The sequence below is a fragment of the Flavobacterium sp. GNP001 genome, from assembly GCF_054343775.1.
In genome coordinates this window covers 1340143-1351771 of sequence record NZ_JBTGUX010000001.1, presented here as the reverse complement: position 1 = coordinate 1351771, position 11629 = coordinate 1340143, and the positions used below count along the sequence as shown (strand labels likewise).

General features: G+C 34.6%; 9 protein-coding genes. 7 read left to right on the top strand and 2 right to left on the bottom strand.

Features of this window, described 5'->3' with window-relative positions; translation table 11 throughout:
- The first annotated feature begins 144 nt into the window (after positions 1-144).
- From ACXX8U_RS05735 to ACXX8U_RS05720, 4 genes are all read left to right on the top strand, one after another.
- Positions 145-2553, top strand: a complete 2409-nt coding sequence (locus ACXX8U_RS05735; RefSeq protein WP_458565009.1) for an alpha-ketoacid dehydrogenase subunit alpha/beta — start codon at positions 145-147, stop codon at positions 2551-2553.
- A 170-nt stretch (positions 2554-2723) separates the two neighbouring features.
- Positions 2724-3017: a putative quinol monooxygenase gene (locus tag ACXX8U_RS05730; RefSeq protein ID WP_458565008.1), complete on the top strand. Its 294-nt coding sequence runs from the start codon at positions 2724-2726 to the stop codon at positions 3015-3017.
- 177 nt (positions 3018-3194) lie between these two features.
- A complete protein-coding gene (locus ACXX8U_RS05725; RefSeq protein ID WP_458565007.1) occupies positions 3195-3872 on the top strand; it encodes a peptidoglycan DD-metalloendopeptidase family protein in 678 nt (225 codons plus the stop codon).
- Between the two features lies 1 nt (position 3873).
- Entirely contained in the window at positions 3874-4350 is a 477-nt protein-coding gene (locus ACXX8U_RS05720; protein WP_458565006.1) for a hypothetical protein, read from the top strand.
- A 173-nt stretch (positions 4351-4523) separates the two neighbouring features.
- Here the strand turns inward: ACXX8U_RS05720 and ACXX8U_RS05715 are convergent, their stop codons facing one another.
- Both ACXX8U_RS05715 and ACXX8U_RS05710 read right to left on the bottom strand, forming a co-directional pair.
- Complete coding sequence (locus ACXX8U_RS05715) at positions 4524-5561, bottom strand: response regulator (protein ID WP_458565005.1); 1038 nt, start codon at positions 5559-5561, stop codon at positions 4524-4526.
- Positions 5549-6745 (bottom strand): PAS domain-containing sensor histidine kinase, encoded by a 1197-nt coding sequence (locus tag ACXX8U_RS05710; RefSeq protein ID WP_458565004.1) that lies wholly within the window; start codon positions 6743-6745, stop codon positions 5549-5551. The genes ACXX8U_RS05715 and ACXX8U_RS05710 overlap by 13 nt, the downstream gene beginning before the upstream one ends.
- Positions 6746-7751: 1006 nt before the next feature.
- Here ACXX8U_RS05710 and ACXX8U_RS05705 point away from each other — a divergent pair.
- From ACXX8U_RS05705 to ACXX8U_RS05695, 3 genes are all read left to right on the top strand, one after another.
- Positions 7752-8798: a glycoside hydrolase family 130 protein gene (locus tag ACXX8U_RS05705; protein ID WP_458565003.1), complete on the top strand. Its 1047-nt coding sequence runs from the start codon at positions 7752-7754 to the stop codon at positions 8796-8798.
- A complete protein-coding gene (locus ACXX8U_RS05700) occupies positions 8788-11151 on the top strand; it encodes a glycosyltransferase (protein WP_458565002.1) in 2364 nt (787 codons plus the stop codon). Before ACXX8U_RS05705 ends, ACXX8U_RS05700 begins: the two co-directional genes overlap by 11 nt.
- A gap of 114 nt (positions 11152-11265) precedes the next feature.
- Entirely contained in the window at positions 11266-11526 is a 261-nt protein-coding gene (locus tag ACXX8U_RS05695; protein WP_458565001.1) for a hypothetical protein, read from the top strand.
- The last annotated feature ends 103 nt before the right edge of the window (positions 11527-11629 follow it).

The following is an 11629-nucleotide window of genomic DNA, read 5'->3' as shown; positions in this document are numbered from 1 at the left end:
AAAGCAATAAAATTACATATATAAAAAAAATAAGTTTCATTTTCTTAGAATAAATTGAAAAAATTAAATTCTATTTTCATCAAAGTATTATGAAAAGAACTTGCTTTTCAGTAAATTTGTGGCCTAAAGTGATGCTTTTCAATTATGATAAAAGAAAAAACCAATAGTACGTTGACATTTGAAGATTTCAAAATCGAAGTTTTAAAGGACTACACGACCGCTATTATTAGCCGTGAATGCAGTTTATTAGGACGAAAAGAAGTATTGACAGGAAAAGCCAAATTTGGAATTTTTGGCGATGGAAAAGAAGTGCCTCAATTGGCTATGGCCAAAGCATTTCAAAACGGCGATTTTAGATCGGGTTACTATCGCGACCAAACTTTTATGATGGCTATTGGCGAATTGACCATGCAACAATTTTTTGCAGGTTTGTATGGCCATACCGATATTGAACAAGATCCGATGTCAGCGGGTAGACAAATGGGCGGGCACTTTGCTACGCACAGTTTGAATGCTGATGGTTCTTGGAAAGACTTAACCAAACAAAAAAATTCAAGTTCAGATATATCTCCTACTGCGGGTCAAATGCCACGTTTGTTAGGTTTAGCGCAAGCTTCCAAAATCTATAGAAACGTAAAAGGTATTCCAAACGCTGCTAATTTTTCTAATCAAGGAAATGAAATTGCTTGGGGAACCATAGGCAACGCAAGTACTTCTGAAGGATTATTTTTTGAAACGATCAACGCAGCCGGTGTTTTACAAGTACCGATGGTAATGAGTGTTTGGGATGATGAATACGGTATTTCGGTACATGCAAAACATCAAACCACCAAAGAAAATATTTCTGAAATCTTAAAAGGATATCAGAAAGAAGAAGATACCAACGGTTATGAAATTCTTCGAGTAAAAGGATGGGATTATGCTGAGTTAATTACTACCTATCAAAAAGCGGCACAGATCGCTCGTGAAAATCATATTCCTGTATTAATTCACGTAAATGAACTAACACAGCCTCAGGGACACTCTAGTTCAGGATCACACGAGCGTTACAAAAACGGCGATCGTTTGGCTTGGGAAAGAGAATTCGACTGTATCCGTCAGATGAGATTGTGGATGATTGCCATTAATATTGCTTCGCCAGAAGAACTTGATGCCATTGATGCACAAGCTAAAAAAGATGTAATGGAGGCTAAAAAAGCAGCATGGAATGCCTTTTTAGAACCAATCATTGCCGATCAAAAAGCCTTAGTTGCACTATTGAATGAAATCGCTGCAACAAGCGCCCATAAAGAAACTATAACTAATTATGCAAATGAGCTAAACGCTATTAAATCTCCTTTAAAGAAAGAGATTTTAGTAACTGCTCGTAAAGTATTGCGTTTAATTACTGCTGAAAGTGGAAAAGCCATTTTAGCTAATTGGATTACCGAGTACACTCAAAAAGAACAAAAGAATTTCAGTAGCAATTTATTTTCGGAAACGGAGAATAACGTTTTTTCAGCTCAAAAAGTATTGCCTGTTTACGCAGAAGATGCCAAAGAAGATACTGATGGCCGTATGATTTTGCGTGATAATTTTGATGCTATTTTTACGAAATATCCAGAAACTTTAATTTTTGGAGAAGATGCTGGAGCCATTGGTGACGTTAACCAAGGTTTGGAAGGCATGCAAGAAAAATACGGTGAACTACGTGTTGCCGATGTTGGAATTCGCGAAGCGACTATTCTTGGTCAAGGTATTGGAATGGCTTTGCGTGGTTTACGCCCTATAGCTGAAATACAGTATTTAGATTATTTATTATACGCTATTCAAATCATGAGTGATGATTTGGCTACCTTACAATACCGTACAGTTGGTAAACAAAAAGCACCACTTATAATTCGTACACGCGGTCACCGTTTGGAAGGAATTTGGCATTCAGGTTCACCAATGGGAATGATCATCAATGCTGTTCGTGGAATTCACGTTTTGGTTCCGCGTAATATGACACAAGCTGCTGGTTTTTACAACAGTTTGTTAGAATGTGATGAACCTGCATTGGTAATTGAGTGTTTGAATGGCTACCGATTGAAAGAAAAAATGCCTACGAATTACGGTGAGTTTAAAACCCCAATTGGAGTAATCGAAACTTTAAAAACAGGAAACGATATTACCCTTGTTTCTTACGGTTCTACGCTACGTTTAGTACAACAAGCCGCCAAAGAACTTAGCGAAGTAGGTATTGATTGCGAAATTATCGATTTACAATCTTTATTACCTTTTGATATTAATCAAGACATTGTTAAAAGTATTCAAAAAACAAATCGTTTGTTAGTAATTGACGAAGATGTTCCTGGAGGAGCTTCAGCTTTTATTTTGCAACAAATTATAGAACAGCAAGACGCATACGCTTACCTAGACAGTAAGCCTCAAACACTTACTGCTAAAGCACACCGTCCGGCTTACGGAACTGACGGTGATTATTTTTCGAAACCATCTGCTGAGGATATTTTCGAAAAAGTTTACGATATGATGCACGAAAGTAATCCTGCACGTTTTCCAAGTTTATACTAAGAACAATAAACTAATACCACAAGGTCCCAATTTGCTACTTGCAGATTGGGACTTTTTTTTAGATATAATTTAAAGTAAAACTATTTTTTAAAGCTGATAGCTACTTGAACAACAGTTAAATAAATAGGAGTTATCATTTAAAGCTGTAATTTTAAAGAAAAACAAATCACATGGGAAAATTTGCATTACTAGCACGTTTAGAAGCCAAACCTGGCAAAGAAGAAGAAGTTGCAGCTTTCTTAAAAAGCGCCTTGCCATTAGTTCTTGATGAACCTGAAACTATAAATTGGTACGGATGGCAAATTGGCACTTCTACCTTTGGAATTTTTGATACTTTTGAAACCGAAGAAGGAAGAAAAGCGCATTTAGCCGGAAAAATTGCTGAAGCTTTAATGGCAAATGCTGGTACTTTATTAGCGCAAGATCCTATTATAGAATTTGTAGATTTATTAGCTGTAAAATAGAAAAATATTTGATAACTCTGTTTTTTTGAAATCCTTTCCAATTGATTTTATCGAAGTAAGATGTTTATCTGCATCGAAAATCTACAACAATAAAATCTAAATTAAATGTTATAATGCCAACGTAAATTTTTATGTTGGCATTTTTTATTTAAATTTAAACATTATAAAAAATAACGCATGAAAACCTTAGAATCCCTTTTTCAAGAATTAGACAACATCAAAGTAATTGACGCTTCAATTGATTACCAATATTACACTCCACTAGACTTATCCCCTTCTAATACCGATTTAGAACAAATTAAAGACAGTAATTCAACTGATTTTGAAATTTACATCGAAAACCTTTTGCAAAAGCGTAATGCCAAAGTAGCTTACGGTGGTTACAATGAAAAACGCAATTTGTACAAGCGAAGTGAAAAATTCAATGATGAAACGACCGACGAGCGCAACATACACCTTGGTTTGGATTTATGGATAAAAGCGGGCACTTCAGTTTTAGCAGCTTTAGACGGACACATTCATAGTTTCAATTACAACACAGGTTTAGGAGATTACGGGCCGACCATAATTTTAGAACATCAAATTGAGGAGAATAAATTTTATACACTCTACGGGCATTTATCGTTAGAAAGTATTAACCATATTGCCATAGGCGATGCAGTTCAACAAGGTACTCAAATTGCAACTTTGGGCGATGCGAGTGTTAATGGTGATTATGCTCCGCACTTACATTTTCAAATTATTAAAGAAATCCCGAATGCATCAGGAGATTATCCGGGAGTATGCAACAGTAAAGATCTTCAGTATTTTTTAGAAAACTGTCCAGATCCTAATCTTTTACTTAAAATTTATTAAAATGAAAAAAATTCTTGTATTGTGCGCTATTGTGCTCTTTATTGGTTGTAAAACAAAGCAAACAGCAGTTGTTCCAGAACTTAAGGAGGGAAAAAATGTCAAGATGGCAACAGCAGCACTAAACGACAGTCAAAAAAACAAGTCGTATGATTTAGGAAAGCGCGTTTTGATGACTTGTAACACTTCAAAATTCAAACCTTTCACTACTGCAGAAGCTACTGCATCAGTAATTAAAAACACTACCGAAGCACGATTGACAAAAACATGTACTCGTTTTAGGCAATATTATGGTTCCTTTATTGATTTGCAATTTGTTGAAGCTTACGTTAACAAAGCAGATCAAATTACTATTTACAGATACAAGGCTCAGTATACCAAAAAAGTAGCAAATAAAGAATTACGCGTTAGTATGAATGCAGATAACAAAGTAACAGCCATAAAATCGCTAGATTGGGTAGATTATTTTCCAATTAATTAATTATCATTTTGGCATTGCATTTACCTGTGTGAATAAGAGTCTATTTCGCTGCACTCTATTAGATTTTCTTTTGTTAAAAGGCGCTAAAATTAATTAATTAGATAGCTAGCATATTTATCTAAACGGCCCAAAATCATCTGATTTTGGGCCGTTTCCTTTTTATAAATCAACAATTAATTTCGCATTTTACTGATTTTATCCATATTTACAATTTTTAAAACACTTCCTTTTTTTTCAATCAAACCTTCGTTTTTAAACTCGGTTAAAGTACGGCTTACTGTTTCGGTAGCGGTTGCGGTTAGTGCTGCTAGGTCGTCTCTACTTATGCGAATGGTTGTATCGTGTTTGAACAAGTCTACAATAGCCTCTGCGATTCTTTTTCTTACGGATTGATAGGCCAATTGTAGTAAAGAGGAATCTTTGGTAAGGATTTCATTAGATAAAATGTTGAGGAACTTTTTAGACACATCAGGATACAATCGTAACAATCCATCAAACTGTTGCTTCGAAAAGAAACACAAATGACTCTCCTCTAAGGCCGTTGCAGTATCGTTGTACAAGTGATTTGAAAGTAACGAATTAGCACCTAAAAAATCATCTTGTCGATAAAAAGCCGTTATCAGCTCGCGACCGTCTTCGGTCATTTTTGTCGTTTTTATTTTTCCTGAAAGAACTAAATAGATTCCCAAAGGACTATCACCTTCGTAATGTACCACTTGATTTTTTTTAAAAATCCTGCTTTGGCTTTTATGAATCAATTTGCTTAATTCAGCTAAACCTACTTTTTTAGAAATATCTGAAGTATCTTGTTCTAATGATTGCGAATAAAACTGTTGCTCTTTGAGTTTTTTGTTCAATCTAATTTCAATTGCATTTAATAACTCTAAGCGTCCGAATGGCTTTACCAAATAATCATCGGCTCCCATTTCCATTCCTTTACGCAAATCAGCTCTTTCAGACTTGGCAGTTATAAAAATAAAAGGTATTGAAGAGGTCGTCGCATTTTTTGCGAGCAAATATAAAACGCCATACCCATCCAAATCAGGCATCATGATATCGCATAAAATCAAATCAGGTACTTCAGCAATTGCCAATGCTACTCCTTCGATGCCATTTTTTGCTAAAAGCACTTTATAATTAGCCAATTCTAATATTTCAACGATACTTTCTCGTATGTCGTTATTGTCTTCTATTACTACTATTTTTCGCATAATTTCGAGAATGTTAGTGTGAATATTGATCCTTTTTCAGTTGAACTAGAACAACTTACTTGGCCGCGCATTAAAGCGATGTAACGCGCTACAATGTTTAAGCCAAGGCCAGTTCCGGGAATCGTTCCTGTATTATGAGCTCTAAAAAAAGGTTCAAACAAATGAGGTTGGTCGTCAATGGGAATTCCTATTCCGTCATCTTTCACTTTTATAATACATTGTTGGTCATCGATCTCGGTTGTTAATGCAATACACCCCGTATCATTGGAATATTTTATTGCGTTTGAAATAAGGTTGATTAAACAATTTTTAAGTAAGTTTTTATCTAAATTAATTTCTTGTACCTCACCTGAATGTGAATATTTTATTTTTTGTTTTGGCTTGGCTAACAATTGCATTTCTTCAGTGATTTCAGTCGCTAATAGTACCAAATCAAAGCAAGTTTCTCGGGGTACAACTTTACCTATTTCTAGCTGTTCGATGTACAAAAAATCGTTTAATACCGTTGTTAAATTAGTTACAGAATTGACTATTTTACCCACATGTTTCGTAATGTTGGCATTACCGTAGGCCTCGGCATATTTTTCTATCAGCGAAGCCGATAAATGCACGGTACTCAATGGAGTTCTAAACTCGTGCGAGGCCATCGATAAAAATCTGTTTTTTAAGTGACTCAGCGTTTTTTCTTTTTCTAAAGTTTGACGCACTTTTTCTCGCGATTTTTCAAGTGCTTTGATGGTTTTATTGAGTGTTTTTGTTCGTTCTTCGACCAACTCTTTTAAATGCGAAGCGTACTCTTTTAAACGTGCTTCGTCTATTTTTTGCTGTGTCAAATCGTGAATAAAACCAATAAAAATTTTCTTGTTGGCATATACTACCTCGCTAACTCCTAGTTTAAATGGAAATAGCGTTCCGCTTTTAGCTTTCCCAATTAATTCCCTTCCAATTCCTATAATATGGGCGTTACCAGTTAATTTATATTGTTCTAAATAAAAGTCATGTTTTTCTTTTTCAGGCATTGGCATCAACATAGAAACATTATTTCCTAATACCTCAGCCTCTCTATAGCCAAACAACCTACAAGCTGTTGGATTAATAGATGCTACAATTCCATGTTCATCTATGGTGATGATTCCGTCAATGGCGTTATGTACAAGAGCGTGCATTAGCGAAGCTTTTTTCATAACAGTTGAGTAACCAAAAAGTATCGGTTAATAGTAAAGGTACGCCAATTAGTACGTTTTTGGTTCAAAAAGTGATGCATGTCACAATAAGTACCGCGAGCCATCATGTGTTGCTAATATTTTTTTATCGAATTTTTAGACTCTTAATTATTAGATAAAAAAGCAATACTAAGGTTAAAAAACCCAACCTCAACAGTTAATACTACTTTAAAACCAATGCAAAAACTTGGTGCTTATATAGTTCATTCTACCGAGAAATTAGTTCTCTGACTTTTTTTATTAGAAAGTGTTAGGTATCACTTATTACAACTGATTACGTCATTTTGTAATCATAAAAAGAGCCTCAACTTTGCTTAAAGTACCATTCTAAAATTTATTAAGGCAGGTGGCTTTTAGAAACGAAATCAAATGTCTTTTCAATGAAAACAAATGAAGAATTACAAAAAAAAGTTCAAACTGAAATCAAGAAAAAAGATGTTGAAAAAGCCCTAGAGCCTCATTGGCTATCAACGTCCAAGACGTTCATGTAAATGCTTAGAAACGCAACTCTAACTGGTAATGTTATCTCCTTATACCACAAAGAAGAAGCAACAAAAATTGCTTGGAAAACACTAGGAGTTTAACCTGTTGACAATAGCCTTGAAGTACAATACGACTATTCCTATATTGACTAGACCAAAAAGATCGGGGAGTTTAATGCTTCCCGATTTTTAACTATTAATTTAAAACATACTGCTATGAAAGTACTTTTTTATGCCATCATATTGACCTCAATGACAACCACAATTTTGATGAACACATTGGGAAAAAAAATTAAAAAGCTAAAAGCTGCGAACAACCTCTGTTCGTATCAAGACAAAAATTGTGAATGCAATTGATGAATCATCATTGTTTAAAAAACTAGTAAACAAAAGTCTGTTAGTTCTTTAAACATGAAACCTTAAGTTCAATTTAAAACGAAAAAAAATCAATTATCATCGGGGAAGTACCCTTTTTTACAAAGCAAATGATACAAGTCAAAAAAGAAGGGATCATATTAAACAAAACCTCATTGCCTTTTGAAAATGAAGGTGTGCTGAATCCCGCAGCGATTAGAGAAGGTAATTTTGTACATATTTTATATCGCGCCGTAAGAATTGGCAATCATTCTACCGTTGGATATTGTCAATTAGAAGGTCCTTTATCAATGGTGAAAAGGAACAAAACTGCCTTGTTAATTCCTGAATTTGACTATGAAAGTCATGGTTTAGAAGATCCTCGAATTGTAAAAATTGAAGATACTTACTACCTAACCTACACCGGTTTTGATGGTGTAAATGCATTGGGTTGTCTTGCAGTTTCTAAAGATTTAATTCATTTTGAAAAAAAAGGAGTTATAGTTCCGCAAATAACCTATGCCGAATTCGATCTTTTAGCAGAAAATACAAGTCCTATTAATACCAAATACTTTCGTTACAACGAACACATCGGTATTTTAGAATCAGATAAAGAGAAATCACTGGTTTGGGATAAAAACGTTATTTTTTTTCCGAGAAAAATTGAGGGCAAATTTAATTTCTTACACCGCATTAAACCAGATATTCAAATTGTGGTTGGTGTTGATAATTTAGAAGATTTAACCGCTACCTTCTATCAAGAATATTTAAAACATTTTGATGATTGTGTAGTACTTAGTTCCAAATTTGATCACGAAGTAAGTTATGTAGGCGGCGGCTGTCCCCCTATTGAAACCCCTCAAGGTTGGTTAATCATTTACCACGGCGTAAAAGATGGAATCAATGGCTATATCTATTCCGCCTGTGCCGCATTACTTGATTTAGAGAATCCTAAAATCGAGATTGCTCGCCTGCCTTACCCGCTATTCTTTCCTCAGGTAGAATGGGAACTCAAAGGTGAAGTCAATAATGTTTGTTTTCCAACAGGAGCGGCAGTTTTTGACGACATTTTGTATATCTATTACGGAGCTGCTGATGAGCGTATTGCCTGCGCATCAGTATCATTATCAGGATTAATCAACGAACTATTACTTTATACTATTCAAGATGATAAATAAAATCAAAACCAATAGAAACAATATCTATTCAGACAATAATAGAAAATCTTTTGGTTTACAAGCAAAGCCAATTCTTGAAAAAAAGAAAATACCAAAAGTTTTATTTATTACCACTTATCCGCCTCGCGAATGCGGTATAGCTACCTATTCCCAAGATTTAATTGGATCGATAAACAACAAATTCAAAAACACTTTCGATATTCAAATTGCAGCACTCGAAACGCAACATCACAAGCACGAATATCCTGCGGAGGTCAGCTATGTTTTAGAAACTACTAATCCTGTTTCTTACCAAAAACTAGCTCAAAATGTCAACGAAAGTAAAACTATAGAAGTAGTCATTGTGCAACATGAATTTGGCTTGTTTAAAAACAATGAAGCCGATTTCATTCTGTTTTTGAAAACAATTCGCAAACCCATTATCCTAGTTTTTCATACCGTACTGCCAAATCCCGAAGTGCTTTTGAAACAAAACATTGCCGAAATGGAGGCGCTAGTCCATTTTTTTATTGTGATGACCAATGCTTCAGCAGCACTGTTAGAGAACAACTACGGAATTGCGAAAAACAAAATTACAGTAATTCCGCACGGTACACACTTGGTAAAACATGCTGACAAAGAAATTTTGAAAGACAAATACAACTTGTCAGGTAGAAAAATAATTTCAACATTCGGTTTATTAAGCTCAGGGAAATCAATTGAAACGACTCTAAATGCAGTACCTTTTTTGGTAGAAAAAAATCCGTCGCTACTTTTTCTTATTATAGGCAAAACACATCCCACGGTTGTAAAAGAAGAAGGTGAAGCCTACCGCAAGAGTTTAGAACAAAAAATTGAAGACTTGGGAATTCAAGCGCATGTAAAATTCATAAACAGCTACTTGCCTCTTGCTGAATTATTAGACTATTTGCAACTGACAGATATTTATTTATTTACTTCAAAAGATCCTAATCAAGCAGTGAGTGGCACCTTTTCGTATGCTATTAGTTGCGGTTGTCCTGTTATCTCCACACCAATTCCGCATGCGTTTGAACTGCTACAAGATGGAGGCGGAATCATTATCGATTTCGAAAATTCAGCACAACTGCAAAAGCAAGCAGCAATTTTATTGGGCAATACGACATTACGAAACGAAATTTCAAGCGCAGGCATTCACAAAATGGCGCCAACTGCTTGGGAAAACGCTGCAATAGCACATACTTTGTTGGTGTCAAGATTGATTCATACCAAATCACGATTGCAATATAAAATCCCTACCATCAATTTGGAACACCTGAAAAATATGACTACGCCTTTTGCTATGATTCAATTTTCAGTAATAAATAAACCTGATTTAAATAGCGGTTACACTTTAGATGACAATTCTAGAGCGCTAGTGGCTTTTTGCCAGCATTATCGATTAACAATGGATAAAACTGACTTGAAGTACATCACTCAATATTACCAGTTTATAGATTTTTGTCAACAAAAAGACGGAACTTTTTTGAATTATGTAAATGAAAATAAAGAATTCACTACTCAAAACGATGAAAATTTAGAAGATTCAAACGGAAGAGCTATTTGGGCATTAGGATTTTTGATTTCAATGCAGGATTTGATTCCGAGTACATTGCTTATTGAGGCCAAGAAAACCATGCAAAATGCTATTGACGTTGCTACAAAAATACACTCTACTCGAGCAATGGCGTTCATCATTAAAGGCATTTATTATAGCACTAAAAATGAGATGAATTTTAAAAATACAGCTATTTTAAAAGTGTTAGCCAACCGTTTGGTTCAAATGTACAAACACGAATCGAAAGAAGATTGGTCTTGGTTCGAAAGCTATTTAACCTATGGCAACAGTATACTTCCTGAAGCACTACTTTGCGCCTACTTAGCAACTGGAGAATTAATTTATAAAGATACAGCAAAAACATCTTTCGACTTTTTAGTATCAAAAACAATAACTAAAAATAGTATCAAAGTAATTTCTAATAAAGGTTGGTTGCACAGCCACAAAGCAGAAAACACAGCTATAGGTGGCGAACAACCTATTGATGTAGCCTATACCATCTTGGCACTTGCTAAATTTTACGAAACATTTAAAAGCAACGGCTATTTACAAAAAATGGAAACTGCTTTTAGTTGGTTTTTGGGGAACAATCATCTACACCAAATTATGTACAATCCGTGTACAGGCGGATGTTATGATGGCTTAGAAGAAGATTATATTAATTTGAATCAAGGTGCCGAATCAACTGTGAGTTACTTGATGGCACGACTCACCATAGCAACTTACAAAGAAGAAATCGATAATAAAAAACACCTTGTAAACATGACCAAAAGTAAAATTTTAAAGATTATTCATTAGCATCATTTTTTTTAAGTGTTGCATTACTGTGGTAAAAAGTACACCAAAAATGAAAGATGAACTAATGCTATCGATGCGAGCGTAAAAAAAATTAATCACAAACAAACAACAATCATGAAAGCAAACTCAAAAAAAATGACAGCCGAAATAACATCGGCATTAGCAGCAGCAGCAATTATGAATACTACTGCCAAAAAGATGATGAAAAAGATTGATGCTACTGCTAAAAAGATGGCTAAAACAATCACAAAAAAAATGGATGTTGTCGCAAAAAAATCAAAAAAGGACATTGTAAAAAAAGAGCAAAAACAAACAGCAACAGCTAAAAAAGTAGTACCTAAAAAACAAATAGACTCTGCCGTTCCTAGCAATTAATTAAAGATGGCGGACCGTCGTAAAAAACAGTTCTAATTAAAGAATTAGAGGGTATAAAAATGTATTCCGCAAGAAATACTCATCTCTAACAAACCAAAGACTG

Bases quoted from the DNA above. Each gene is read 5' to 3' on its own strand.
- ACXX8U_RS05735 (WP_458565009.1), top strand. From the start codon at position 145: ATGATAAAAGAAAAAACCAATAGTACGTTGACATTTGAAGATTTCAAA.
- ACXX8U_RS05730 (WP_458565008.1), top strand. From the start codon at position 2,724: ATGGGAAAATTTGCATTACTAGCACGTTTAGAAGCCAAACCTGGCAAA.
- ACXX8U_RS05725 (WP_458565007.1), top strand. From the start codon at position 3,195: ATGAAAACCTTAGAATCCCTTTTTCAAGAATTAGACAACATCAAAGTA.
- ACXX8U_RS05720 (WP_458565006.1), top strand. From the start codon at position 3,874: ATGAAAAAAATTCTTGTATTGTGCGCTATTGTGCTCTTTATTGGTTGT.
- ACXX8U_RS05715 (WP_458565005.1), bottom strand. From the start codon at position 5,561: ATGCGAAAAATAGTAGTAATAGAAGACAATAACGACATACGAGAAAGT.
- ACXX8U_RS05710 (WP_458565004.1), bottom strand. From the start codon at position 6,745: ATGAAAAAAGCTTCGCTAATGCACGCTCTTGTACATAACGCCATTGAC.
- ACXX8U_RS05705 (WP_458565003.1), top strand. From the start codon at position 7,752: ATGATACAAGTCAAAAAAGAAGGGATCATATTAAACAAAACCTCATTG.
- ACXX8U_RS05700 (WP_458565002.1), top strand. From the start codon at position 8,788: ATGATAAATAAAATCAAAACCAATAGAAACAATATCTATTCAGACAAT.
- ACXX8U_RS05695 (WP_458565001.1), top strand. From the start codon at position 11,266: ATGAAAGCAAACTCAAAAAAAATGACAGCCGAAATAACATCGGCATTA.